A 25,466-nucleotide genomic window follows, 5' to 3' on the forward strand; every position below is an offset into this window, starting at 1 on the left:
CTTGAGCATGCGGATGATTTCCAGTAGAGCCGTTGGCGCATTTCCGATTGCCACTATGGCTCGATTTAACTTGCCCAAGGAACGTGCTTTGCGCATGGCTTGCACGGCACGAGTGGTGTTTTCCTGCTTGGCGGTGTCGATGACATCGTGGTCGGAAATATAGTGGTAGGTTTTACAGGAGAAATGTTCCAAACGCGGTTTGGACAGACCCACGCAGATCATTTCCACATCGGCGACGATGGCGGCGCCGTTGGCAATGGCGTCCATACCGGCTTTAATGGCGTCGGGGTGAAACCGGGTTAGGCCATTGAATTCAAAATCCGCCGTGGCGTGAATCATACGTCGCACAATTTGCCATTGTTCGTCTTCATACTGATGTGCACCGGCTTCCTGGTCCACAATGGCAAAGGAACTGTGTTCAATAGCCATTCCGGCTTGGGTCATTTGTTCGGTAACGGTATTGCTCATGCCTAACCTCGCACTTATTTTTGGTGTTCGTGTTCGTGTTCGTGATGTTCGCGAATGTGGCTATGGTCATGACTATGGTCATGGTTGTGATGATCATGGTGATGATGCCCATGACCCTGCTCCTGAGCCAGTTCGCGAAAAGCACAACCGTCGCATTCCATCATACCGCTTTCCTGGTGTGACACCGGGTCGTGAGCCTCCAAGACGCGATCACTTAATAAGCGGTAAATTTCCTCTTCGAAACCAAAGTAACTTCCGCAGCTCATATGGATCTGAGGGTATTGTTGTTGTAACCGTGCCACTTGGCGTTGGATGCGTTCGATTAAAGTGCCGGTAAACAAATAGTAAGGTAGAATGGCAATTTGAGTCAGTCCCAGCCGTTGTTGCTGTTTGACCACGGTTTCCAGACGCGGGTAGGTGATGCCGGTAAAGGCGATATCCACTCGTTCGTGATCGCTCACCTCAAAGATCCAACGGGCCATTTTGGCAACTTCACCATTGGCAACCCGATCAGAGGAACCCCGCCCCAGCAAGATCACACCTGTGGATTTGGGGTCGGGCATGTCCATGGTCATCATGATGTTACGCAAATTGCGTTTGAGTATCGCCAGTATGGGCTCAGCTGCGCCTAAATGACGGGCGTAGATGAATTCCACTTGCGGAAATTGTTTTCGAGCCCGGTCGATATACTGGGGAATTTCCATTTTCACGTGCCCTGCGGCATTGAGAATCAGGGGAACCACAATAACGCGGGCTGCAGACCGGGCGGCGAGTTCCAACCCGGTGTCCAGCAGAACCTCAGCAAATTCAATAAAACAAACCTGGATCTTCCAATGGGGATTTTTGCTGCGCCATTGTGTGGCGAACAGTTCGATCTCCCGGTTGCCCTCGGCATGGCGCGAGCCGTGGCCAACAAGCAAAACGGTCGTGTTCATTAAAGTACTCATGGGTATTCCTTATTACACTGGCATTGACATCAGCATTTACGACTACACTTGCGCTTTGCGAAAGCGGTGGGTGAAGGTTTTGTCGTATAACTTGGATTTTTTTAAATCGCTATGATAGCGGGCACCCAAGGTGGGGCTGACAATAATCATGGCCTGGGAAACAATTTTCTCCTCCCGGCATTTTTCTTTTATTGTGGCTAAGGTGCCGCGAACGATTTTTTCTTCGCCGGGCCAACTGGCTTTGTGTACCACCAGTACCGGGCTGTCATCGTCCCAGCCGGCGGCAAGCAATTCGCTTTTGACTTTATTGAGTAAGGTAATGGACAAAAACAGGCACAGCGTACAATGGTGTTGTGCCAATTCCTGCAGTGATTCACCTTGCGGCATGGGGGTTCGGCCCTCTACTCGGGTCAGTATGACGGTTTGGGTTACCTCCGGCAGTGTCAGGCTTTCCACTCCGGCAGCAGCAGAGGCCATGGCAGAGGAAACGCCGGGTACAACACCCACGGCAATACCTGCATCATCCAGGGGTTGCACCATTTCGATCAATGCCCCGTACAATCCGGGGTCGCCGGTTTGTAAACGCACCACAGAACGGCCGTTTTGTGCCTGTTGTATCAGCCATTGGTTGATGCTTTCCAAGTCCATACCTTTGGAGTCCTCAATGAGGCATTGCGGCTTGGCCCATTGGGTGGCGGCTTGGGAGACCAGGGAACCTGCGTAAAGTATGGCATCGGCTTCGCTGATAAGTTTCTGGCCTTTAATGGTGAGTAATTCCGGGTCACCGGGTCCGGCACCTACAAACCAGACTTTACCCGGCATAACCGTAACGGATTTTTGTTTGGATTCACTCATGATACGAACAACCTGGCACTGGCTTGCGGATTGGATGGGAAATACAAATGCATATAAGAAGCGTGCAGGCGTTTGTCTCTGTATACGGCTTCTCCGCGCCCGTGTTGGCGTGAACTCTTGCTTTGGGTGATGGGCTGCAGAGGGGTCTGCACACTGGAATGATGAAAAGTATGCCCGTGTAACAAGCCTTCAGGCAGTTCCACACTGTGCATACCCAGATTACTGAGTTTGTTCTGCATCACGGCATGGCCGGGTAGCAGTCCCACCATGGGCGCGCTTTGACCTTCCTGATCCGTCAGGCTTTGCAGTAAATACAACATGCCACCGCACTCGGCGACTATGGGCTTGCCGTGTGCATGGTGGTGTTGAATGGATTCGTGCATCGACGTGTTGGCCGCCAAGGATTGTAGATGCAATTCCGGGTAGCCGCCGGGTAGGTACAAGGCATCGGCCTGGGGCAGACTTTGGTCTTCCAAAGGGGAAAAGTACAGTAATTTTGCACCCATGGATTCCAACAAGTTCAAATTAGCTCGGTATACAAAAGAAAACGCCCGGTCTTTAGCCACAGCGATGCGATAGCCGTTCAATTCTTTTGGTAACTCTGTTTTGGCGGCCGCTGCAAAATTTACCGCCTTGGGTTCATAATCGTATCCGGTTTGCGCTAAAGCCTGAGCTGCGGTTTCAATACGAGTGTGTAAATCGTCGATCTCCATGGCATGCAGTAGACCTAAATGACGACTGGGTAATTCCATATTAGGGTCGCGGGGAAGTGCGCCTAAGTAAGACACAGAGGGAGGCAGGCTTTCCGCCAGCATACTGCCATGGTTCACGCTGGCAACTCGATTGGCAATGACGCCGGCAAAGGGCAAGCCGGGTCTATAGTGGGGCAAGGCATAAGCAATAGCGCCAAAAGTCTGCGCCATGGCCGTTGCGTCAATAACGGCGAGGACCGGAATATTAAACAGCTGAGCCAAATCCGCACTGGAAGACGTGCCGTCAAATAAGCCCATCACGCCTTCAATCAAAATAAGATCCGCTTGCCCGGCAGCATCATGCAGCAGTTGGCGGCAATGGCTTTCCCCTCCCATCCATAAATCCAGCTGATATACGGGGGCACCACTGGCTTGTTCCAAAATGGTAGGGTCCAGAAAATCCGGACCGGTTTTAAATACACGGACTTGTTTACCCCGACTGCGATAAAAAGCCGCTAAGGCGGCGGTCACCGTGGTTTTACCTTTACCGGAGGCCGGAGCGCTAATGAGTAAACCAGGACATTGATGGATGCTGCACTGATCTTCCTGCTCAATCACGGATCCTTTATCAATCACGACCCCATTCTCAATCACAGCTCAATGCCTTTTTGCGCCTTAATACCGGCTTTGAATGCATGTTTGGTATCTTGCATGTGGGTTACCGTATCGGCAAGTTGTATCAACTCATCCTTTGCCGCACGACCGGTAACAATCACATGCTGCATTCGTGGTCGGCGTTGCAAAGTGTTAATAACGTCTGCCAAAGGCAGGTAATCATGCTTTAAAATGATATTCAGTTCGTCCAGTACTACAAGGTCGTATGCTGCATTACTAAGATAAGTACCGGCGGTTTTCCAGGCTTGTACCGCCGCTTGCATATCGCGGACTTTGTCTTGTGTTTCCCAGGTAAAACCGGCGCCCATGACATGGTAGTCCACCTGTGGCAGTTGACTGAAAAACAATTGTTCCCCGGTGGCAGTGCGTGCTTTTCCAAATTGAATAATGGCCACTTTTAAACCGTGACCCAAGGCTCGCGCCACCATGCCGAATGCAGCACTGCTTTTACCTTTGCCGTTTCCGGTATGAACCAGCAGGACTCCACGTTCTTCGGTGGCGCGACTGATGCCGGCGTCCACCACTTCCTTTTTGCGTTGCATTCGTTGCACATGGCGGAGGTCGGACGGTTGGTCGGAATTACTACCGTTGTTGGAAGTCATGTGTTGGAAGTCATGAATCCGAAGAATATTTGGCGATGAAAAGACCGCTAAGGCTTCCAAGGATTAACCAGAAAAGGCCGTTGGCAATGGCTGCGGCCACAATAAAGTGCTCACTGAGTTGTTCTACGGCATTGGGTGTAACGTGTTCGGGGGTCGGGGCGCCAACGACATGAGGGCAAATCAGTAATAGCAGGCCAATGCCTTTAAACAGAGTCTTGCGAGTGAAAACCAGTAACGACAAGCCGAGTGCAGAAGAGACAACAGTACTGATCCACCATATTTGTTGCATGTACAGATCGGCAGCAGCCGTGCCGGGGACTTTGGGTTTTAAACCTAACGAAGGTGCCACGAAGAACACAAAAAAGCCGGCTAAACCCCACAATAGCCCTATATGCCATCCTTTGTGTCCGGTCAGGGCGATACCACTGACCACCACCAGTGCAAATCCAATTCCCGCGAGTATATTCGCGATTAACGTCAACAGTAGACGCAAATACGGTGGTTGTTCGTCTTCGTGTACATGAATGTGTGAATGGCGATGTGGAATACTGTCCAGTATCGGGGTTTCTTCCATATGCGTGGTTTCACTGCGATTTTCCAGCAGCTCAGCCTCCGCTATTAAAGGTGTCACTTGAATGCGTTGGATTCCGGTAAACAAAATACCGGCGACCGTGCCCGCCATCAAGGCAGCAATTAGGATGGATCGTATCATGTTGGTGGCTTTTTTAATGTCAGTTCCTAATCGATAACTTTAGTGGCACGGAAACGCCATAGTATGGCGGGTGTCATGGGCGGCGTTATGAATGGAGTCATTATTACCTTGGGCGAATCCGACACCAAACAATATCGTCAACCCCAAAACCAGAGCGATGGCGCTAGATACGTATCGGGGTGACAAGGGTTTTGTTGAAATAGCAATGTCGGAAACATTCATGTACTGATCTCCTCCCAGAGAATAATAATTATCATAAAGTTATTGCGTTGCGGGTCGGGGGAGATGGCAGGTGTAATCTGTGCCGTCCTGGCAGTCCGCCCTCCGCAGTGCCATAAACATTTCAGGTCGGTCTCCGGGCTCACGAGTGGTACAAAATACCGTGTACCAAATCTGCGCCTTCCCATGAAAATTTCACAGTGGCCCAATGCAGATCTTAACTCGCCTACCGTTGCGGGGGCAGCGTCGGCTTGCGTTTGCGAAAGCTTACGTATTAATTACGTAAGTAGTCTCATCCATCAAAAACCTACGCTGGGGCAGGCATAAACAATAAACGTTATGGAACGATGGATACAAACTTACCGACTTTCCGTTTCAACCCTGAGTGAATAACACTTTTGGGTCACCTGAAACATGTGCAAGCAATATAGCACTGAGTTTCGGCAACGGTCAATTAACTGCGTGTGAAATTTTCTTGGACGGGCAGTAAAAAATGATCAATAAATGACCACTTTGGTGCAGGTAGAATTTATGGGGATTTCAACGAACCAAACTTTTAATAGTTTGCAGCAATTCATCCACATTGATAGGCTTGGTTAAATAGGCGTCAAACCGCGTCAATTGCTGTTCTTCCAGGCATTGCTCCAGAAAACCACTTACGCCGACGATGGGTATATGTTTGGTATTGGAAAAGTTACGCAGAATTTCTGCGGCCTCTACTCCTGCCATACCCGGTAGATCGATATCCATTAATATGATATCGGGCTGCTGCAATTGGGCAATTTCGATGCCTTTTTCTGCGGTCTCTGCGCAGACCAAATGACAGGCGGTGGTCTGGGCAAAGATTTCCTGCATCAGACGGCTATTGGCAGGGTTGTCTTCAATACATAATATATTCAGCGCCAACTCGTTTTCTGAAAAAGTTGCCTTGGCACCGATCGAGGCGGCAGGCAGTTCGCACCAGAATGTGCTGCCCTTTTGATATTCGCTGTCACAGCCGATGGAGCCTTGCATGAGTTCCACCATTTTTTTTGTGATGTTCAACCCGATCCCGGTTCCGTCGATATGTTCTACGGACAGGGTAATGCGTTGGAACGGTTCAAATATTTTTTCTTGATCAGCCATTTTTATACCAATGCCGGTATCCTGTACCGAGATTCGAATAGCGGGCGGCGGGGTAATCTGGGATGGAGTCGTTGTGGATGTCGTTGTGGAAGACATAGGTGATGCCAAGCACTGGATGGATACCGTACCGCCTTCGCGGTTGTATTTAATGGCATTGGAAATGAGATTGATAAATACTTGTTTCAAGCGCTGTTGATCGGCGTATACATGACAGTCACAGTCTGAACCCAGGGGCGCTAAGGTAACACGGTGTTTTTCCGCTAAAGGTTTCAAGATCAACAAACAGCTGTCCAGCGTGTTTCTGATGTTGACGGGCTTAATGGCGAGTTTCATTTCACCTGCATCGACCGTGGTAATGTCCAGTACATCATTGATCAGATGTAACAAGTGTTGGCCACCTTCCATAATGTGTTGAACGCCTTCTTTTTGATCCTCTGTAAAGTTGTCGGTATTGATTTGCAACAACTGACCAAAACCGAGAATGGCATTTAATGGTGTGCGAAGCTCGTGGCTCATTCGCGCAAGAAAATGGGATTTGGCATGATTGGCAAATTCCGCTTCTTCCTTGGCAGCCAGAATCTGTGCTTGTGCCGTTTGCGATTCTGTTATGTCGGAAATGGTCCCTAAGATTCCAACCATATTTTTAGTATTGTCAATAATGGGGATGGCTCGACCGTGTACCCAGACCACATGGTCATTTTTGTGGAGAAAGCGATATTCCAGAGAAAACTCACCGCCAAGCTCGAGAAACCGTTCCCATTTGGCAAAGACTCGCTCCCGGTCATTGGGGTGCAATGCCTTAGTCCAGCCAAGTCCCAGTGCATCCTGCCGATGCAGGCCGGTTAATTGTTCCCATTTTTCATTAACAAATGTACAGGCACCGGTGGTGTCGGTTTGGAAAATTCCCACGGGCGCATGGGTAGACAGGGTTCTAAATCGATTCTCGCTTTCCATCAAAGCGCGTTGAGCGCGTTTTCTATCACTGATATCCCAGTTGTAAACAATATACCCAAGAAAACGGCCGCTTTCATCGCAGCGGGGAATGCCGGTCACCGCTATCCAGCCATAGTTACCATCGGCATTGAGCAGGCGAACTTCCCGGTCAAATCGTTGTTGGTGCTCATAAGCCCAGTTAAAATACCGCTCGGCGCTGTCCTTGTCTTCTAAATGTATGCTCTCCAGCCAACCGCCGCCGGCTAGTTTTTCCAGCCCACGGCCGGTGTATTCCAGCCAACGTTTATTAAACCAAATTGCGTTGAATTTTCGGTCTGTCATCCAAATCATGGCGGGTGCCTGGTCTGCTAAGAGCCGAAATCGGGCTTCACTTTCTCTTAGCGCCAGTTCATTTTGTTTACGATCAGAGATATCGCGACATACCACCACAAAATATTTCTTTCCTTCCTGTATATAGGCGTTGCGCTTGATTTCCACCTCGGCAAAGGAGCCGTCTTTGCGTTGATGCCTCGCTGCAAACAGTGTTTCGCTATTCGATGCATTGGAGAAAAGATGGGAGACGACGTTGTCCCGTTCAATATCCGGATCAATATCAAAGATGGTGAGATTCCTCAATTCCTCGTGGCTGTAACCCAGACTGCTCAGTGTGTGTTGGTTACAATCTATAATGTGACCCGTATCATCGTGAATAAAAATGGAATCCGCAACGTTTTCACTGAGTATGTTGTAGCGTTGAGTCATCACGGAAAGTTCTTTGAGGTGTTGGTCCAAGCGTTGTTCCAGTTGTAAACGATTATGCTGTAGCGAGAGCTCAGTTTGTTTTACAACGGTAATGTCGTTGGCAACGCCGCACAAAAGCTTCGATTGGGGAAACCCTGTAATGTTCCATTGTAACCAGCGGTAGGAGCCCGAACGGGTAAGAAAACGAGTGAAAATCGGAGTTGTGGTAAGGTTGTGATGTAAAAGGTAATCTATTTCACTTTGGAAGTTTTCTTTGTCTTCCGGGTGGATAAAATCCAGCAATGGTTTTGAAGTGAGTTCATCAGCATCGAAACCAAAAATGCTTTGCCAGGCCGGGTTCAGTTCCGTAAAAAAACCGGAATGATTAATTGTAAAACACAAACTGTTCGATAGTTGAAAATAGTCGTTCCAAGTTGTGCTTGGGTTTGCCGCGTAATCCACTGCGGTCTGGGGGACTTTATACGGGGTTGTTGGTGGAGAACATCGAATAACGCAATCAAAGGAGTACGCGGCATCACTTACCGGTTTAACGGAAATTCTTAAGGGTAGGTAACGATTGTTCTTGTGGCGCATTTCCAATTGGAGTTCCGCGCCATCTATCAGAGCTTGTTCGAGATGCTTCCGTTCGGCGGGTCTTACTAATTCAGCGATGGGTTGATTAGTAATGGATTCGGGCGTGTGGCCTAGAATTTGGGTAACGGTCGGGTCGATTCCCTGGATGGTACCCCTTTGTAAAAAGATCAATCCTTCTTGATGAAATTCAGGATAAAGACTATAGGAATGGAATTTGGAGTCAATGGCGTCACCGGGTAGATTATCACCCGATTTTTCAAGGAGTCGATTCTTTACTACCTCATCCATTCGTATGCCTTTGGCGTCAAGTCCGAACTGAAGGGTAAATACATACTATCGGACATGAGTATAGCTTAACCATGGATACAGACAGATTACATACGGGGAACAATTTCCGGCAAAATGTTATAAAAATGTAAAATATCGATTATTCTTTCAAAACGCACCACAGTAGTTCGGTGACAAAACCATAACGTGTACCACGGCTGGTAGGGTTAGTACCTTGGTAGTATATAATTTCTCCAAAAGTGCGCCTAACATATTGAGTAAAGGAGTATTAAGGAACGGTGACAATTAAATCGTTGTTTACGATAAATACTGGGAATTGCAGAACTGTGAACGCTGTGGTGTATATGAATGATTAGAACAATTCTTATTCTGATTCTACTGTTCGGTTCCACAGTAGCCGCAAGCGGTAATCATTACTCTGAGTCGACGGACTCAGCGACTTCATTGGAGCACATTAGGAATGTCTGCGGTGTCGAGCTGAGTCGTTGCGAATTGAGTGTCTATCGCGGCGATGAACTTGAAACCAGGCTCAACTCGGAAAAACAAACTGTTGTTTTACTGCCGGGTTCAAAGGTGGATTATTTCGTACCCTATAAGCAAAATTATATTGCTCTCGGAGCGAGAAACGATAACAGCACTATAGATCGTGACGGCAAAATCCAGGTCAGTATGAAACACACTTTATATGACGATGGACAAGCTAAAAAGCTGTTTAAAGAAAAATTTTACATGGGGTACAGTTTTAAAACAGTGTGGCGGGTTTGGGAGCCATCTTCTCCTTTTGAAGATCATAACTTCGACTTGGAATTGTTCTACTGTAGTGATGACGCCAATTGCGATAGCCTGAATCAACAGCTCGCCGGTTTTCAACACCGCTACTATGTTGGATTGGAGCACGAATCTAACGGCAGGGACGGAACCGATTCGCGCAGTTGGAATCGAGGCTATTTCCGCTGGCTCACCTGGCAGGGAAGGCATGCTTATAGTGCAAAGCTTTGGTACGTTGGTCAACACGGAAAAAACAATGAGGATATCGAAGACTATCTGGGCTACAGTCAGCTCCAATACGATTACCGAGGCGACCATATTATTAGCGCAATGGCTAACGTGGGACCCAGGGGTAATGTTTTGCTGGATTGGGCTAAGAAATCCGGAAAAACCGCGACGTTGCACTATTATGCACAGCTATTCGGCGGCTATGGAGAATCTTTGTTGTATTATAATGAAAAGCGTTATGCGTTTCGTATAGGGATCCGCCTCTATCAGTAATCCCTGACTTTCCTGGTTGCTGCAACTATAGTGGATTTATACCTCAGGCGGGTTACTGCCACGCACCAGTTTTTTGCCCAGTACCAAAATAAGTAATCCATACACTAAGGTTGCTAAAATGACGATGGTGGCACCTATTATAGACACGGGCAGCAGGTAAGCACTGTCGCTGCCATCGGTGGCAATCAGATAAACCCATTCGTCCAGTGCCATACTAAGACCGGCACCGAAAACAAGAGCGGCCAAATCCAGGATTCTGTGGTTTCCCTGAATCACAATCAAAGGTAAACCGCTAACGGTAAGCAATAACAGGCCGGTAAATAAATGATGAATATTGTATTGGCCAATGTCCAGGTTTGTGCCGGGGAAATTATGCAAGAATATTCTCATAATAACGAAAGTTGCAACCAGAGAAAGTAAGACCAAAACTCCACGTCTATGGTTAATACCCATAAAATACTCCTGGAAACGGTAATGTGTTATATAGTGGCGACGCTATGTCGATACAGAAATACTATTTCTAATTCAATTTCTCCAAGGGGATTATAAAATTATGAAACAAAGTGTTACTCAGAGCAACGTAATAGATTCGGAGGAACAGTTTAAAAATTGGAATGGTGATACAGCCAAGCGGTAAATTTGCCGCCGGTGGCTAAATTATAGATAGCCAGAGCCAACCAGACACCGGTCAACACCAGAGCGGTGACGCTGAAACCGGAGGCCTCCGCAAGCACTTCGCTCAGAACAAATGTAAAACAAATAAAGGGGACTAAGGGATGCCAGCTGAATCTTTGCATCGTGGTTAACGGTACGGTGTCGTTGGCGTTTTGAGTTTTGTGTGTATCAGAGGACCAGGAAACCCAATCAGCAATGGGGTATCCCAACATATATGTATTGACATCACGGTCAGGAAGGCGACGCTTGTCGGCTTCGCCGGTTAATTCCTCCACAGTAGGGCCGGGGGTGGCTATAACGCTGTTATTCTCCTCGCTATAAACATCATTCAAACAAGTGATACACATAAAATCTTCAGCCGACTGTTCATTGGGTTCATCGAGAAAACCAAGGGAAGACTGCAATTGTGTGAGCGCTTCCTCGTCTTGCCAGATAATTTCACTGACATCGATTTGGATATATTTGTCTGCCAATTCTTCCAAAAAAGCTTCCCAAGGCAGAAAGTACTCGTCGATATTGTCAACAAACATTTCCAGAGAGCTGAGTCGGTCTCGGCAACGTGAAAGGGCTGAGGCAGCAGCAAGTGAAAAATAATACATTTCTTCTTCATCTTGTGACGCCTGCCTGTGCTTGAGGTCTCCCGGCTGCATGCAAGCCAGCCACAGTGCCGGAATAAAATAATTGGAGCCCAGTAGTTGCTCGGAATCTGCGTTGTCCGGCGGGCAGTTTTGAGAGTTGCTATATAAATAGGCTCGGTTGGCCATAATGTTTACCGGTAAACTAACTTCGAGCCATTATAGCGCTTAAGCCGGGAAAACAAAATAAAAGTGAAACCGGTAATCACTGACCCGGGCTGGTATAGCCGATTCAGCCCGGGGTTTAAAGTTCAACACTTGTGGAAGGTGAGGGGGATACCAGCACACCACGTCAGTGAGTCATTCAGAGGCTGCCGGTTGGTTTTCGAGTAAGGCAATACCTTGCAAGTTTTTAAACACATACTCTATTAACTCGTTTCCCTGTTGTGCATCCAATTGATACAGCCTTTCGTCTTCCATAAACCTGGACAAATTAAACCGCTCATTGAAATCATAGTATTTGACTTCTTCTTTGAACTCCTGATAGATCTTTTGTCGTTTTTCCTGTAATTGCGCCTGCTTTACAGGATCAACGGCTAGCGTTTGTTGAGAATCCGCAAATTCCAGGGGATAAGCATCCGGGTTGTATTCTTGTTGTTGCGCTTCCTGGTCAAGAAAGGCCTGAATATCGGCAGGAAGTGCATCTTGTTCCGGGTTTTTAAACACACTTGGTCCGATCGTGTTGTTGACTATGGCTGATGCATTATCGTTTGATTGTTCCTCCATACGGTTTGTTGGTTCTACCTGTTGATCGGGTTTGCTCACGCTTTGCTTTTGATTGCTTTGAAGAGAATTACGATGTTGAATTTCCCGTTCAAAGCCGCTAAGGGGTAAGGTTAAAGATTCGGATTCGGGTAGTACGGTTTGTGCTGAATTTGTAATACCCGCATCATGTATTGGTTTATATGTGACCGAATCGGTTTGTATTGCGCTTGCACTGACCGGTCGCGTCGGTTTGTCCGTTAACGACACGGCAACAGCAAGTGCAACCACGGATATTCCTGAGACAATAGAGACAAATTTATTCATGACACCTCTCCTTGGTATCAACTAAAGGTTCTCAAAATAGAGAGTAAAGAAGGGCTGATACAAAGTATCAGCCCTGGCGTTAAAAGATGGGTTTATTCCCAATATACGCCTAAAGCATCAACTAAGGCTCCGGACGCACCGGTTAGTCCGTCTAGGTTCATAGAGGCAAGATTGGGATTGGAATAACGGAAGTAGCGACTGCCGGCCGGTGTACTACCAAAGGAAAGGACACGACTAGTGGTGACAACGTACAGTTTTCTCACTACCTGAATACTTCCCCAGTCACCGTAGTATCCGGAAATGTAATTGATTTTTTCACCCGGTGCGAGAGAAATATTATATAATGTTCCCCCTGAACCTCCTCTGTGAGGGGCGAATCTAAAGGCACCGGTCGAGGTGTTTCTGAAACACAATCGCACAGCATCAATTGCCGTTCCGTGACGTACTTGAATCAGCTCAAGGACTTCGTTGGCTCCGGCCAGATCAGAGAAAGTAGATCCACCCGTACCCCCGGACGGACCTTGCCTGGCTGCGGAAAAAGCCGATTGAGACGTAATAGCCAACAGTGTAACGACACAGGCGACGCTGAGAGCTCTAATTTTCGGAAGAAAATTAGTAAAACGTTGATTGATAGACATCATTCATCCTCCTTGCGAATGGTTACCTAAGTTTAATTAGTTATTGAAGCAATATCCTTATTGCCAGAGTCAAGGTAGCACAACGCAATTTACACCCCCTTTACAGAAATGGTGATGAATGCATCCGAAACGTGTTAAACCAAAAGGGACTTAGGGTTTGGCGGAACTTGGTGGGGCCGGCTGTTTTGGAGTTTGAACGAATTTTTCAATGTAGGTCCGTTTCGCGGCTTTCAATAGTGCCACAATATCGTATTTAGCCACTAGAGCACTTTCAGCAGACATAGCACGTGCCAGATTGCTGATGTCTCGGTTTTCCAACAGGCGTATATTGGAGCGCTGACTGTTGATCCATCCCAGATCAGAAAAGGTACCAAAACCACGGTTGATCTCATTGACGATAAAGGACTCGATGGTATTGCAAAGATAAAAGTCTTCTTGGCGATTGTCCCAATTGTTACCCGCCATAAAAGAGTAGCTATATCGTTGCGTGATGGCTTCGCTTTTTCCATCGGCATTTTCTTCCGGTTTGCTGACACGGTCATCATTATGTATGCGGTACAAAACCTGGCCAATGAGTTCCTTGTCACTGTCGATGATGCCGTTGCCATCTTTATCTAAATAGTATTTGTATAGCAAGTCATCACCATAGTGCAGAAAAAAGTCTTCAATTTCTATTTTAGCCACAACGCCTTGGCCATCTACGATTTCATAGCCGCCGTTGTTGGTGTGTGAGAAAGGACGAACAATATTGGGAGCATCGCCGATTATGAGATTATTAAGCAGAAAATAGTTTCCCGGAAACAGGTCAATTAGTCGTTCGACACGAATGTGAACCAGTTCCTGATTCGTATTGTTGATGGCGAAATCACCTTGTTTACCGCTGTTACCGGGGCTGGGTTTAGTGCCATCGTCGCTATATAAAGGTGTTGTGAATTGCTGAACAACACTCGGGCGATTAAATAAAAAAGTTGAAGACTCTTGCGCCACATAATCCACAATACCGTCTTCATGACTGATGTAAATACTTTGGGTTTCCATAGAGTTTATGGTTTGCGCCAATTCTTGTACCAGTTTGAGGCGTTGCTCACCACTGAGTTTAGCCTGGCCGTGGTATTGGTCCACTAATTCAAAAAAATGCCGTTCCTTGCTTTGGTTTTTCGGAGTGTCTAAAAATTCATCCAGCGATGTCGCAGAACGAAACCGGGTGCCCCATAACACACCCAAGGGTTTGGATCGATACGTGATAAGTTTATTCACCAGTTTCTTATTACCTTCGGCATCGGCGATCACGTTTACCTCAAGGTTGTGGGCGCCGCGCTCCGGGATAATACGATAATTGATGAAACGATCGTTCTCACCTAAAATTTCAGCATAGGTCTCACGAAAATCCAGGGTGCCGGTAAAACTAATGCGGCTTGTACCGGCTCCAGTTTGGTAACGGCATAGGCGATTCGGGTTTTGTCTTTATCTTCCAGTTGGTACTGACCGCCTTCATCGGTGGTTTCCAGTTTTTGAATACCCAAAATATCACCCAGTTTGGTGCCGTCACTGTTACCTTTTTGAATAATGGTGCGGGCGTCTCTATCCCAAAACCGATCTTGTCTGCCGATTTTCCCACGTGAAAACTGCACGGTCTCGTTGCATTGAAATAAAACGTGTCGTATAGGATAAGCCTGACGTTTTGTGAGATAATCCTCCATCAGGAACAGCAAAACAAAAAAACAGATGGTGAGTAGCAGCAATGCCAGCAGTACCAGTTTTTTACGCATGAGCAGAAACTGTAGCAGTTTTCGCATGGACGCTTTAAAACGATCACCTCGAGTAGCGTCCTTTGAGGGAATGTCATGGAGGTATTTGTCGTGAATTCGATTGACTATAGCAATAATAGATTCTGACATTCTACCGACCTTTGGTTAAATCGTCGAAGCGTTGACTGCGTTGTTCTTGTTCCTGGGCTTGTTGTTCTGACCTGTTTTTTTGGTAGCTTGCCAATTCTTCTGCAGTTTCAATGGCGGCATCGCTCATTTGCTTGGCGACTGCATTGATCTGTCGCAGAATTTTGGCTCCGTTTCGAGACAACTTAATTTGGTAATCCCATAGATCATCGCTGTTGTCTGCATCCGCATTCAGAAGCGTTTGTAACAAAGCCGTATTGTGAACACACAGGGAGATGGTTTCTTCAATTTTTTGTGTTTCTCCGGTATTCTCAGCGAACATCCAAAGATCCCTTATCCAACGCCCCAGTATAAAGCCGAAAAAGAGCAAGGGAATCTGGTAAAAATCTGCAATCAATAGGCTTAGCAGACCGGATTCCTCCGGAGAAGCGATATGTATACCAATTAAAAAATCGTAAGCCAGTTCCAATACAACACACAAAACGAAAAGCAGCGGTAGTGATAGATTGTTAATGATCTCGACGCCGGAAATATTCCTCAAAGCCATAGACAAGCGTTTGAAAGGATTCACGTCGGCACGGATAATCTTTTTGTTAATGAGATGTTCGCGTACTAACGTGATGGAGTCAGTCATTGTTTTGGAATCAATGGTTTTGGCGTCCGTGGTTTTGGAATCCGCGGTTTTGGAATCCGTGGTTTGGGAGTCACCGAATTCTGAAATTGTCGTTTTCCCCGATTGATGATCCAAAATACGCTCGATGGCCAACAAGACTTCTCGGTTGTAGTCCCCCTGCCGCTGTCGACGTTTTCTCACGGCAAAGGTGTAATCGGCCAAACTCAGCACAACGCCTAGTAACAAACGCAACGTAATACCGCTCACGAGGTTTGCTCCAGCAAGTTAACACAGTATTGTTTGATGATTTCTTTGCTGAGTTGATCCAATTCTGAAAACTGTTCGCCCAACGCTTGTTTGTTAAATCTTAATCCGGCTGCGATATCGTACGGCCACCAATGGCATAATAATTTTTCCAAGGCATGGAACGATGCCGTTGGCAGCTCCATCGGCGACAATATGCGCGCTTGTACCTCAGCGGGAATATTGATTAGATTGTCGGTCTGATATTCCCTGTTGGCGTAAATTAACAACTCGTATATGGGTGGCATATCCGTTTGATGCTGACTGATCAGACGGTGTCGTTCCGGTTCGGACAGATTGGAAACATTGTGCCCCTTGCTTAAAAGTAAGTAGTCTTCCAATTGACGGATTCTCTGCGGTATGAGATTGTAGTTAATCGTCGCCAGTGAGTTGTGCAATAAAAATAAGAGGGCCGTACTGGTATCGTCGATGTGGATATATTCCACGTTCTTTAAGGGGCGGGGAGTGTTGTCATTATTAAATATAATAACCGATTTGGGGCGGTTTCTATCATTTTCATGGGTGGAGCGGCGGCGTGCTTCGCCACGATTGAATTTGTTGACTGCATAAGGGTTACGTACCGGGTAAAACGACGCATCCGGTAATGACCGGAACAAATATGTGCCACCGAAAAATTGTGTGTGGAAACACTCGATGTTGACTGTCACATCGATATCAGAAAAATTAAAGCTGCGGATATCTCCAACTTGCTCCACCAGTGTCAGCATATTCATCAAGTGTTCGGCTTGATTCTCTATTAATAATTCCGGATCCGAATGCAGTTCACTGACCATGTTTTGCAACTGTTTGGCTTGCTCAAAAAAGGGGGTAGGGGTATCCAATTCTACGGTTACCCGGCTAATGAGTGCGCAGTCTTCCACACCCTGAAAATGGGGTACGCCATCGTTGAGCTCGCCGTAAAGGCAGTCGATCCTGGTTACCGTGGAAATCACAGACAAATAGTTTTTATATACAAAATCAATAACGGCGTTGTCAAAAGAGAATTCATCATAGAGCAAGTCTGCTTTAGCCTGGTTAGGGGTGACAACAATGATGTAGCGGTGGGCGGCACTGTTTTGCAAATAGTTTGGTCCCAGTTCCGCGTTAATTTCCGGGGAAAACCCCCGCTTGTCAATGCAGAACTGTTTTAAAGCGGTTTCTTTGCCAATGAGTTTCTTCAGGGCATGGTTATAAGAGTCTACCAGTTCCCCGTCTACTTGAATGAGTTTATAAGGAACAATATCTTCAAAGTGATGTGTAATAAACATTGAGTATCCAGGCTACTTGTCGGATAAATACCGGCTCAGTTCGGTTTTTACTTTGTGCAGCTCAGAGACGGCGCTCCGCTGTGGCGGCGCACCCAATTGTTCGGTTTCCGATCTGTAATATTCCAGCTGTGCCTGGGTATCCCATTTCAGCGAATTTTTGCGCCGTACAATTTCTTCAACCGCTTCGGTTTGAGCATAGCGCTGTTCGGAGTCAAAATATCGCTGCGCCTCTTGAAACAGTACGTCCGGCGTGATGGGTTGGTACAAATCCCGCAACATAGCGACTTTATGATCGTAGGACTTGTTGAAATATACGTTTTTGTCGGTGAACCAGTCTTCCGGTATATCGAAACGGGCGCTGCGTTCCAGAATAGCATCCATGATAGCTTTGGTGGAGCGGCCGGTAATGAGTTCATTCTGTTGTTTTAATTCAAACATGAATTTTCCAAAATCGTGAATACTGGCTTTTTTGTATCGTCTGAGCTGTTCCGCCATATAACCTGCAACATCGTCACCAGTGTTATTGCTTTGAGTTGCATTTTGGGTCGCAAAGGGTTCGTAGGCATTATCCATAGTAATCAATTTCTGCTTTAGCATTTTCTTGCCGACGATATGTAACATATCGGCGAAGTCCTCTGCGGTCACCGGACCGTCAACGAGAAGGCGATCGCTAAAGCGGTTACGCATAGCTGAATCCAGCCCGGTGGGTTTGTTCGATGCCGCGAAGTTGATGACGTTACCGCGCCGCACCGTAAATACACCGTCAAGGTACTGCATTATGATATTGTTAATATCGTTGTCTGCCCCTTGTGCGTCGCTACGGGTGGAAGTGAGTAGATCGATGTCGTCGAAAATCACTAAGGACAAACTTTGTGTATTGTGAGTCTGGTTTAGTTTCTCCAGCAATATCTTTCCGGTTTTTCCATAAAACTCGTCTTTGATGGATTGATCCACGGTAATAATCTGATGTTGTCGACCCACTTGTTCACAGCGTTGGACCAGGCAAGTCATGGCCAGGCGAAACAGGGAGGATTTGCCCGTACCGGGTGGGCCATCAAACAAGTTGGTCCAGGATAAACCGCCAAGTTCGAGAATGGGGTTGTGTTCCTGTTCCGGGTCATATAACGCCAGTCGGTCTATGTAGCGCAGAATCTTGGTTTTTGCCAAGCGGTTGCCTACAATATCTTGAGCCTGAATGGGCTGAAACGAGGCAGTACTAACCTGAGCCACGGCTGCACTGGGCAGGCTGACATCTTCGTAACTCTCAAGCGCAACATAGCTGTCCATGATGCGAAATCGATAGCCCGATAAATGTTGGAGAAAACCCCGATAAGTAGCAGATTGCTGTTTTGCAAGACCGACGTAGTGCGCGAATATATCCCGGCAATAGGCCGGAAACTCATTGCGGTTTTTAAATACACCATATTCTTTTTGATGCTTGATCAAATTAACCACAATGGGGGCCAAAAGACGCTTGATCAGCACTTCTTCCTGAATCTGGGTTTGCAGTTTTATCTGACATAAATCCAATTTTTCGAATTCATCATCAATACCGGATTGGCTTAACAGTTCATCCAGTTTTTTGTGCGCATAAACAGATGCCGAAAAAGTTGCATAGTTGCCGCAAAATCCCCGCAACAAATCAATAGCCGGGTCTTTAGTGGCGTCGGGTGAGGCAATAATTTTTTGTTTCAGGTCGGTTTTATCCGCCAGCAATTTGTAGACGCTTTTGAAAACCTGAAAACTTTCGCGCAGCGTAATATAAGTGCCGCGTTCTGTGTCATTCATGATGTATTTTTCTTCCGGATCCAAACCGGTGATCAGCTCGGGTAGCGCATGGGATTGGTTTTGATAAAAATAATCCACAAAAAGGCTTTCAACACTGTCCTTATGGACAGCGATTTCATCCGGGCCGATGTCGATGGGGTTATTCTGTGCTTTCAAACAAGCCTCCACGATCGCTGAGACCAAACATTTTTACATGCCTGTCTATTTTAATATTGTGATAGTGCGCTTTTTGAATCAAACGGTGCGGCAATATCATGAACGTTGGGGTAACCAGTGTTTTGGAAAAATGTCCTAAATGTCTGTCGCCGGATAACCAGGCTTTGATCCAGTTCTTCTTATTGCTGGATTCACCAATGCGATGAACGGAATACATTTTAAATGTCATTATGGAGTCGGTATCCGCTCCTTTGGAGAGCAATTCCTGTACGGCGTCCGGGTTTTCCGTAAAGCGGTTGTAAAACGGTCCCACGTCAATACGTTGAATTAAATGCACTTGAATTCCAAGAATGTCCTCTATGGTTTCCGCCATATAATCCAGCTCTCTGTCAATGGAGAGGTTAGTGCATTTTAAAAAGGCTTCTCGTAACTCCGAGAACAAGGTTGAGCCGTCGGGTGAGGCAGAAGGAAACTTAAAATGCACTGCGTAAAAACGCGGGGTATTAAAGTTTTCTTCCAGTCTTTGTACGCAGACGACAAAGTGGTTGTCCTCTTCGTGGCCCAATTGTACCGGCTCTCCAAAGCGAATGCTGCTTAATTCCGGAATATTACGCAGTCCCGTGACAATATTCTTGGTCATTTTCGCTTCGACAATATCTGCAGGGAAAACACCGCGAAAAATACTGAACAGGGCATCGTCCACCAGACGTTTATTGCTGACGTTTTCGTTACCATTGCTTAAGGCGGATTTACGTTCCTTGTTCAGGAAGTGCAAATCACGAACGAAAAGGGGGAAGCCCGATTCCGTTGGGTCTATGGACAGATCGATACTTTCCCGATCAAGAAATTTGTCGCGTTGCATACGAGTGCGCAGAATGTCGGTGACGTCCAACAGAATTTTCAAAAAATCCTGCAGCTGCGCACGATTGTTAAAGGACTGAATCACGTCTTGTTGAAACAGCATCCACATATGCGCCAACATGGATTTCAATTCATTTAAGTGCAACAAACCATCATCCATCTCAAGGGTTTTAAAGTTTTTCCCCTTAATACTGGACATGGTGGAGCGTCCGGCCACTGAAATTTGGTCACTGTCGTGAATACGTTTCATAGTGCCGGACGATTCCTGTCGGTGCAAAACCACAAGGGGGCTAAGCTCACTCGCTGTCTCCATAGCGTTCCTGCTGAGACATTTTGGCCTGCTGTCTTACTTTGTCGTAGCGTTCGTTGAAAGTTTTCATGGTATCTTCCATACGATTCATATAGCCACGCATAACTTGCTCATCAATCAGCTGAATTTCCGCTCGGGCCATGGTGGCATCACTGACGGACTGAGCCGATTGCGTAATGATGTCAATGGACTGATCCGTAGCCACATTGACGGCTTTATCCAGAGATTCCATCCCCTTGGTGGTCATCATGATTTTCACCGCCTCCGGTGCGGCCATGTAGATATCGGTTACGTTATCGATCTTTTCCTTGATCATAGTGGCTTGAATACCCAGATCACGTACCATTTTTTCGAAGGCATCGCGAGACTGAATATTGCCTTGGTAAGCCTGTTGCGCCTGATTGTAAATGGTCAGCACTTGGTCATGCTCGTTACGCACATTGGTTAATTGTTTGTACAGGTTTTCCTTTTCCTCCACCAGTTTGGCTTGTTCGGAAGCCTCAGCTTGGTTGTACTTGTTTTCCATTTCCGCATAGGCTTCGGTCAAGGCATCCAGTTTTTCCTTTAAGGCCGCTTCCTGTGGTTCGTACTCGGAAATTTTCGTAACAATAATGTCTACATTGGTTTGCAAGCGGGCGTAACTGCTCAAAGCATCTTCGCGCACATTGATGATTTCATCATACAGTTGCTCACCGTAGTCAAGAATCATTTTCAGGTTTTCCCGCGGACCTTGCTCCTTTAAACGGGTTACGCGCATTCGGTTGGCGCTATCGGTAGAGAACAAGCGCACCAGTTTTTCCCAGCCTCGGTAGTTCTTGCTCTCCGCGGCGAATTGAACGTATGCACCCAAACTGTCCGTAAGCCCAGTGGACAAATCGGCAATGGTGCCATTAAAGCTGCCGTATTGCTCCAAGCCTTGATCCAGTTTGGACAAGGTGCTATCAGCCGTTTTGAGGCCTTCCACGTTCATGCCCTGGTAAAGTTTCTCAGACTGTTCCAAACCCTGGTAAAGATCATTGGTGAGACTTTGACGCTGTTTGCGTAAGGACTCCAGTTTTTGGGATTTTTCCCGCAGCAGCTCCATATTTTCTTTCATGTTCTTGTTACCTTTATTGGTCTGTTAATGGTTTAAGCTGTGCAAAGCACCGTCTGTAAATACAGACACATTAAACCATAAGTGGGGGTGGTCAAAAATAATTCAATTGTTAACATTCACACGCTAAGAACTTGAACTTACAGGGCGAAATGTTGTCTCGGTGTTACATTATTGGCTATTTTTGGCCCATTGTCACCTAAGCCGGGCTTGGTTTCTCCAAACCAAAAACAACACAGCAAGGGATATAACACACCAAGCGCTAATCCAAACGATGGTGGGTACATGTGTGAGCTGTGCCAATTGAGCGGCATCGTTTTTTGTCGTACTTCCCAATAAAAATGTGGGTGCTCTAATGGCACTGACCATGACATAGATACCGGAAAATTCAATCAACACAGGAAAGATACGACCCAGGGTGAAATAGAAGGCGACAGACAAGATTGAGCAAATAACAATCAAAATAATCCAGCTGGTCGCATCGCGGGCCCACAGTAAACCGCTGATTCCGATGAGCACTGCCATGAGTAAAGCCATCCAATGGCTGACTGCACCTGTCATACGTGCACCCAGATATATTAAAGCCCCCCATAAAGCCGCTCCCAGGTAACCGGAAAAAGCAATCAGTGCGCCGCGACCGCCAATTGTATAACAGACTCCACTGCCGTCGAAATTCAACTCGATATTACGAATGCTGCCGCCACTGAGTATAGCCGCAATCCCATGTGAGATTTCATGGAAATAGGTTTCCAACCAGGAAAAGGGCCAGTGAAGCACCGGTACTTGAGACAAGCCAATGGCTCCTAGCACCAAAAGCAAAAAGGTGATATGCGGTTTCAGCGGAATTGCCGGCATTATCAAAATGCCGGTTGTATGACCACTCGACTGGTACCTGCCAGAAAAACAGTGCCACCATCTGCGCTCAATAGCATCTTTGGATAACTGCCGGGAGTGGAAATAGCCACACCCGTTCCAATTTCAGGGAGGACGCTGTTAATATCCGGATTGCTCAGATCGTATTTTCTCAAGGTACTGCTGTCCAGTGCATAAAGGCTGTTGCCATCCAGGCTAAAGGCGACCGCTGTGGACGTAATGGGTAATCTTCCCATCAGCGGTTGGCGTCGATAGGAGTTTCCACAAGGTTGCCGTTTGATGCTTGGCTGCTAACGCTAACGGCGGGGGTGGCAGCATCAAAAACCAAGGCTTGAGTCGATACCGAAAACTGTTTGCCGGGCTCGCTGCTCTCATCGCCACCGCAAGCCGATAATAAAAATATAGGAATAAATAATAATGTATAAAAATACCTGCTCAGCATCACAACTTTCCTTAAATATATAGTACCGGGAAAATAATCACCTTAGGTTCTATTTCCTTAGGTTCTGTATTACAGTGTAACGTGATGGTAAACGATCAGGGAGAGTAAAATCCAGGAAATATTCGAGGTCAGTTTTAGTTTAACTACTTACTTATATGTTGACTGGCTTCTCTTTGTTATTAGCTGAACGGAGATATAAGCAGCTATGGTTCCCAGCGTGAGAGACAAGATGTCCAAAGGGTCGTAATAACCGGTCCCTAAGACATCTCGCATCATTCCGTTTCTGAGTACAGATGGGCTTTGGAGTATTTCTAAAATAGTTTCAATACATAACCACGTGATGCAAATAAGAAGTATGTTTTTACGATTTGGCTCCACCACTGCAGCGGAGTACAAAATAAACGCATACACGTGGAAAAAACTGGGCAGATTACCGAAGAACCCTTGTACGGGAGTAATGTCGGTCAAGCCGATATGCAGTGCCGTTGGCAGGAATCGGGTGGAACCGGCCTCACGGGCCACCAGGTAAACGACGAGTCCAAGAGCAAGAGAAATGGATGCAAGTACGACAAGACGCACTTGGGGGGACGCTATAATTGGCCTGGCAATGTACAACTCGTTTCTCCCTGCAACAAAGCTTGGAAATCAAGTAATGCATGGCCGCAATTAGACCAAGTCAAATTGCTGATGTACTTTTTTGTTTGTTGTATTTGCCTGTGTTTCTCGCAAGTTTAATCCACGGTCATATTATAATTCTTGCAGTTTACGTATAGTTTTCAAGTAAATAAAAGGGTTGGTGGAAAACAAAGTCAATAACAATGATATTTGACAAACTATTCTAAATAGCACAACCGCTGGTGTGGTTTAGGAATAAAAAACATCACAACTCGTTGTTAAATATAGATAAATACAGGATTGTTCCGATTGGCCGATGTCTTACTTGGATTGAAATCCAATAGCAGTAACGTTGTTGTGCGTTAAACCGTCAGGATTATCGTCAAGCGTGGCTACACTCACCTTGTTTTTACCGCTGTGTTTGGCTTCATAGAGTGCTTTGTCTGCTGATTGTATTATCCACTCATCTGACATATAGCTTTCTACTTTGGTAACCGTGATAACTCCTATGCTGATTGTGACTACAGTGGCAACATCGGATTTTTCATGAGGAATGGATAACGTGGATACCGCATTGCGAATGTTTTCGGCCACCATTTTTGCCCCTTCCTCGAAGGTTTCCGGTAAAATAACGGCAATTTCCTCGCCTCCGTATCGCGCCGGCAGATCGGCAGGTCGATTGGCATTTTCCTTAAATACTCCTGCGACTAAGGCCAGACAATGATCACCTATAACATGGCCATACGTATCGTTGTATGCTTTAAAATTATCTATATCAGCAATGAGTAAAGACAGGGGAAATCCGGTTCTTTTTGCGCGTTTCAATTCCGAACGAAGATAATCGTTAAAAGCATGGCGGTTCGCAATTTTCATTACCGGGTCGTATTTTGACAGTTTTTTCAATTGCAAATTGGTTTTAATCAGTTCTTGTTCGTATTGATTTCGTTTTTTTATCTCCTGGCTGAGACGCGTATTTATGCTCAGGATACGCTTCCTGCTGGAACGTAACATAAATAGATAGCCTGATAAGCAAATCGACAGGAAAATGCCAAAAATGAACGGTACGGTCAATTCATAGAAATTTCTTGCTCCGTAACGACTCAAGTCGCTGGAAATGGTAACGTTCCATATCTGATTGGCGACTCGAATGTCCTCATTAAAAGAGTGCTGGTTAAAATTATTTGCTTCACCTTTTTTGTACATAGTGACTCTATCGTGTTTTTGAGACACCGATAGCGACACACCTCGTGCAAAATTTCCTAAAAAGGTTTTGTCGATGATATCGTCTATTCGTATCACGCACACAACCAACCCAAGTATTTGCGGGCTATCTATTTTCAACAAAGGCGAATACGTGTTCCTTTTTAAAACCGGTATAGCTGCCAGTACCGAATAGGATTCACTGTCTTCCTGGACTAAACGGACTCGAGTGGAAATAGTAAGAGCGTTTCTGGCAATCGTCTTTTCTATAAATTGTCTTCGGGAATCACTTGAATTCAGGTCGAATCCCATGGCATTCGTATTTCCTGCCTGAGGATGTATAAAGGTCACAGGATAATAAAAGGGTCGCTTATTTGCCAAAATCAGGTTTCGGTTAGAGTCCATTTCGGTAATTTTGTAGCCAATAATATTTTTGGAAATTTTTTGTTCGTGCTTGTCACGGGTGGCTCCCCGTACCAATGGTACCCATTCCCATGCTTTTACTTCCGGGTGCAAAGTTGAAAAGCTTTTGGTGTACTCTTGAAACTCCTCATATGTGACTTCTTCACTACTGTCATAAAAAGTGGACAGATAGTGTAAGGAATTAATGCTTTTGTTTATGTTGTTTGATAAGAGTACCAGTAACCGGGAAGCCTCCCAGTTAAATTCGCCCGTTGCCAAATCACGATTGGACAAATATAAGCCCCAGCAAAACAGTAAAGTGATAACAATTCCGCTAACAGCAGTGGCAACAACAATTTTATCCTGAAGTGGATGAGTTGATTTAAGACTGATCATACCTGTACTTTACGACAGCAATTGCACAAAATATAGAAGCCTCGGTAGGTTTTTTGTCACAATGTTGTGAAATTCACTACTTAAAATAGTGCTTTTAATCAATCTCTTACGTAATATTTCTGAGTGTCTACGTGTCCTGTCGTGATTATGAGTT

24 protein-coding genes and 1 riboswitch are annotated in these 25,466 nt (G+C 46.2%); of the genes, 1 reads left to right on the forward strand and 23 read right to left on the reverse strand.

Translation table 11 applies throughout. The features are described from left to right. The 8 genes from OEY58_20340 to OEY58_20375 all read right to left on the reverse strand — a co-directional run. Positions 1 to 468: precorrin-8X methylmutase (locus tag OEY58_20340; protein MDH5327811.1), on the reverse strand; the 468-nt coding region annotated here is incomplete at its 3' end. A gap of 14 nt (positions 469 to 482) precedes the next feature. Further along, positions 483 to 1,403, reverse strand: a complete 921-nt coding sequence (locus OEY58_20345) for a sirohydrochlorin chelatase (GenBank protein MDH5327812.1) — start codon at positions 1,401 to 1,403, stop codon at positions 483 to 485. A gap of 54 nt (positions 1,404 to 1,457) precedes the next feature. Then, positions 1,458 to 2,270, reverse strand: coding sequence for a precorrin-4 C(11)-methyltransferase (gene cobM, locus OEY58_20350; protein ID MDH5327813.1), 813 nt, complete (start codon positions 2,268 to 2,270; stop codon positions 1,458 to 1,460). Then, entirely contained in the window at positions 2,267 to 3,595 is a 1,329-nt protein-coding gene (locus OEY58_20355; protein ID MDH5327814.1) for a cobyrinate a,c-diamide synthase, read from the reverse strand. The genes cobM and OEY58_20355 overlap by 4 nt, the downstream gene beginning before the upstream one ends. A 17-nt stretch (positions 3,596 to 3,612) precedes the next feature. Then, positions 3,613 to 4,239: a cob(I)yrinic acid a,c-diamide adenosyltransferase gene (cobO, locus tag OEY58_20360; protein MDH5327815.1), complete on the reverse strand. Its 627-nt coding sequence runs from the start codon at positions 4,237 to 4,239 to the stop codon at positions 3,613 to 3,615. Positions 4,240 to 4,249: 10 nt separating this feature from the next. Beyond that, positions 4,250 to 4,951 carry a CbtA family protein gene (locus OEY58_20365; GenBank protein MDH5327816.1) on the reverse strand — a complete coding sequence of 234 codons (702 nt, stop codon included), beginning with the start codon at positions 4,949 to 4,951 and terminating at the stop codon, positions 4,250 to 4,252. A gap of 39 nt (positions 4,952 to 4,990) precedes the next feature. Then, complete coding sequence (locus OEY58_20370) at positions 4,991 to 5,173, reverse strand: CbtB-domain containing protein (GenBank protein ID MDH5327817.1); 183 nt, start codon at positions 5,171 to 5,173, stop codon at positions 4,991 to 4,993. A gap of 106 nt (positions 5,174 to 5,279) precedes the next feature. Next, a riboswitch (cobalamin riboswitch) is annotated at positions 5,280 to 5,596 on the reverse strand. 114 nt (positions 5,597 to 5,710) lie between these two features. Next, a complete protein-coding gene (locus OEY58_20375; GenBank protein MDH5327818.1) occupies positions 5,711 to 8,851 on the reverse strand; it encodes a PAS domain S-box protein in 3,141 nt (1,046 codons plus the stop codon). A gap of 348 nt (positions 8,852 to 9,199) precedes the next feature. Between OEY58_20375 and OEY58_20380 the strand changes: the two genes are divergently transcribed. Then, entirely contained in the window at positions 9,200 to 10,120 is a 921-nt protein-coding gene (locus OEY58_20380; GenBank protein MDH5327819.1) for a phospholipase A, read from the forward strand. Between the two features lie 36 nt (positions 10,121 to 10,156). Here OEY58_20380 and OEY58_20385 read toward each other — a convergent pair whose 3' ends face one another. From OEY58_20385 to OEY58_20455, 15 genes are all read right to left on the reverse strand, one after another. Continuing rightward, positions 10,157 to 10,573, reverse strand: a complete 417-nt coding sequence (locus OEY58_20385; protein MDH5327820.1) for a hypothetical protein — start codon at positions 10,571 to 10,573, stop codon at positions 10,157 to 10,159. A gap of 149 nt (positions 10,574 to 10,722) precedes the next feature. Next, the gene (locus OEY58_20390; GenBank protein MDH5327821.1) at positions 10,723 to 11,559 is read right to left on the reverse strand and encodes a hypothetical protein; all 837 of its coding nucleotides are present in this window, start codon (positions 11,557 to 11,559) and stop codon (positions 10,723 to 10,725) included. A gap of 171 nt (positions 11,560 to 11,730) precedes the next feature. After that, positions 11,731 to 12,459, reverse strand: coding sequence for a hypothetical protein (locus tag OEY58_20395; protein ID MDH5327822.1), 729 nt, complete (start codon positions 12,457 to 12,459; stop codon positions 11,731 to 11,733). A 92-nt stretch (positions 12,460 to 12,551) separates the two neighbouring features. Then, a complete protein-coding gene (locus OEY58_20400; protein MDH5327823.1) occupies positions 12,552 to 13,100 on the reverse strand; it encodes a jacalin-like lectin in 549 nt (182 codons plus the stop codon). Between the two features lie 147 nt (positions 13,101 to 13,247). Further along, positions 13,248 to 14,387 (reverse strand): hypothetical protein, encoded by a 1,140-nt coding sequence (locus tag OEY58_20405; GenBank protein MDH5327824.1) that lies wholly within the window; start codon positions 14,385 to 14,387, stop codon positions 13,248 to 13,250. Positions 14,388 to 14,455: 68 nt separating this feature from the next. Next, positions 14,456 to 14,995 carry a hypothetical protein gene (locus tag OEY58_20410; protein MDH5327825.1) on the reverse strand — a complete coding sequence of 180 codons (540 nt, stop codon included), beginning with the start codon at positions 14,993 to 14,995 and terminating at the stop codon, positions 14,456 to 14,458. A gap of 1 nt (position 14,996) precedes the next feature. Continuing rightward, on the reverse strand, positions 14,997 to 15,872 hold the full coding sequence (locus OEY58_20415) for a hypothetical protein (protein ID MDH5327826.1): 876 nt from the start codon (positions 15,870 to 15,872) through the stop codon (positions 14,997 to 14,999). Next, complete coding sequence (locus OEY58_20420) at positions 15,869 to 17,176, reverse strand: hypothetical protein (GenBank protein ID MDH5327827.1); 1,308 nt, start codon at positions 17,174 to 17,176, stop codon at positions 15,869 to 15,871. Before OEY58_20420 ends, OEY58_20415 begins: the two co-directional genes overlap by 4 nt. A 12-nt stretch (positions 17,177 to 17,188) precedes the next feature. Continuing rightward, positions 17,189 to 19,120: an ATP-binding protein gene (locus OEY58_20425; protein ID MDH5327828.1), complete on the reverse strand. Its 1,932-nt coding sequence runs from the start codon at positions 19,118 to 19,120 to the stop codon at positions 17,189 to 17,191. Further along, entirely contained in the window at positions 19,104 to 20,294 is a 1,191-nt protein-coding gene (locus OEY58_20430; GenBank protein ID MDH5327829.1) for a hypothetical protein, read from the reverse strand. Before OEY58_20430 ends, OEY58_20425 begins: the two co-directional genes overlap by 17 nt. Beyond that, entirely contained in the window at positions 20,278 to 21,387 is a 1,110-nt protein-coding gene (locus tag OEY58_20435; GenBank protein ID MDH5327830.1) for a hypothetical protein, read from the reverse strand. Before OEY58_20435 ends, OEY58_20430 begins: the two co-directional genes overlap by 17 nt. 192 nt (positions 21,388 to 21,579) lie before the next feature. Further along, on the reverse strand, positions 21,580 to 22,239 hold the full coding sequence (locus OEY58_20440; protein ID MDH5327831.1) for a M50 family metallopeptidase: 660 nt from the start codon (positions 22,237 to 22,239) through the stop codon (positions 21,580 to 21,582). A gap of 2 nt (positions 22,240 to 22,241) precedes the next feature. Then, the gene (locus OEY58_20445) at positions 22,242 to 22,493 is read right to left on the reverse strand and encodes a hypothetical protein (GenBank protein MDH5327832.1); all 252 of its coding nucleotides are present in this window, start codon (positions 22,491 to 22,493) and stop codon (positions 22,242 to 22,244) included. After that, positions 22,493 to 22,699, reverse strand: a complete 207-nt coding sequence (locus OEY58_20450; protein ID MDH5327833.1) for a hypothetical protein — start codon at positions 22,697 to 22,699, stop codon at positions 22,493 to 22,495. The genes OEY58_20445 and OEY58_20450 overlap by 1 nt, the downstream gene beginning before the upstream one ends. A gap of 936 nt (positions 22,700 to 23,635) precedes the next feature. Next, on the reverse strand, positions 23,636 to 25,312 hold the full coding sequence (locus OEY58_20455; protein MDH5327834.1) for a diguanylate cyclase: 1,677 nt from the start codon (positions 25,310 to 25,312) through the stop codon (positions 23,636 to 23,638). Positions 25,313 to 25,466 lie beyond the last annotated feature (154 nt).

The organism is Gammaproteobacteria bacterium, from assembly GCA_029882975.1.
Taxonomy (GTDB): domain Bacteria; phylum Pseudomonadota; class Gammaproteobacteria; order SZUA-152; family SZUA-152; genus JAJDNG01.

Bases quoted from the DNA above. Each gene is read 5' to 3' on its own strand.
- OEY58_20375 (MDH5327818.1), bottom strand. From the start codon at position 8,851: ATGGATGAGGTAGTAAAGAATCGACTCCTTGAAAAATCGGGTGATAAT.
- OEY58_20435 (MDH5327830.1), bottom strand. From the start codon at position 21,387: ATGAAAGAAAATATGGAGCTGCTGCGGGAAAAATCCCAAAAACTGGAG.
- OEY58_20345 (MDH5327812.1), bottom strand. From the start codon at position 1,403: ATGAACACGACCGTTTTGCTTGTTGGCCACGGCTCGCGCCATGCCGAG.
- OEY58_20440 (MDH5327831.1), bottom strand. From the start codon at position 22,239: ATGCCGGCAATTCCGCTGAAACCGCATATCACCTTTTTGCTTTTGGTG.
- OEY58_20385 (MDH5327820.1), bottom strand. From the start codon at position 10,573: ATGGGTATTAACCATAGACGTGGAGTTTTGGTCTTACTTTCTCTGGTT.
- cobM (MDH5327813.1), bottom strand. From the start codon at position 2,270: ATGAGTGAATCCAAACAAAAATCCGTTACGGTTATGCCGGGTAAAGTC.
- OEY58_20455 (MDH5327834.1), bottom strand. From the start codon at position 25,312: ATGATCAGTCTTAAATCAACTCATCCACTTCAGGATAAAATTGTTGTT.
- OEY58_20445 (MDH5327832.1), bottom strand. From the start codon at position 22,493: ATGGGAAGATTACCCATTACGTCCACAGCGGTCGCCTTTAGCCTGGAT.
- OEY58_20380 (MDH5327819.1), top strand. From the start codon at position 9,200: ATGATTAGAACAATTCTTATTCTGATTCTACTGTTCGGTTCCACAGTA.
- OEY58_20370 (MDH5327817.1), bottom strand. From the start codon at position 5,173: ATGAATGTTTCCGACATTGCTATTTCAACAAAACCCTTGTCACCCCGA.
- cobO (MDH5327815.1), bottom strand. From the start codon at position 4,239: ATGACTTCCAACAACGGTAGTAATTCCGACCAACCGTCCGACCTCCGC.
- OEY58_20390 (MDH5327821.1), bottom strand. From the start codon at position 11,559: ATGGCCAACCGAGCCTATTTATATAGCAACTCTCAAAACTGCCCGCCG.
- OEY58_20450 (MDH5327833.1), bottom strand. From the start codon at position 22,699: ATGCTGAGCAGGTATTTTTATACATTATTATTTATTCCTATATTTTTA.
- OEY58_20430 (MDH5327829.1), bottom strand. From the start codon at position 20,294: ATGGAGACAGCGAGTGAGCTTAGCCCCCTTGTGGTTTTGCACCGACAG.
- OEY58_20400 (MDH5327823.1), bottom strand. From the start codon at position 13,100: ATGATGTCTATCAATCAACGTTTTACTAATTTTCTTCCGAAAATTAGA.
- OEY58_20395 (MDH5327822.1), bottom strand. From the start codon at position 12,459: ATGAATAAATTTGTCTCTATTGTCTCAGGAATATCCGTGGTTGCACTT.
- OEY58_20420 (MDH5327827.1), bottom strand. From the start codon at position 17,176: ATGTTTATTACACATCACTTTGAAGATATTGTTCCTTATAAACTCATT.
- OEY58_20365 (MDH5327816.1), bottom strand. From the start codon at position 4,951: ATGATACGATCCATCCTAATTGCTGCCTTGATGGCGGGCACGGTCGCC.
- OEY58_20410 (MDH5327825.1), bottom strand. From the start codon at position 14,995: ATGTCAGAATCTATTATTGCTATAGTCAATCGAATTCACGACAAATAC.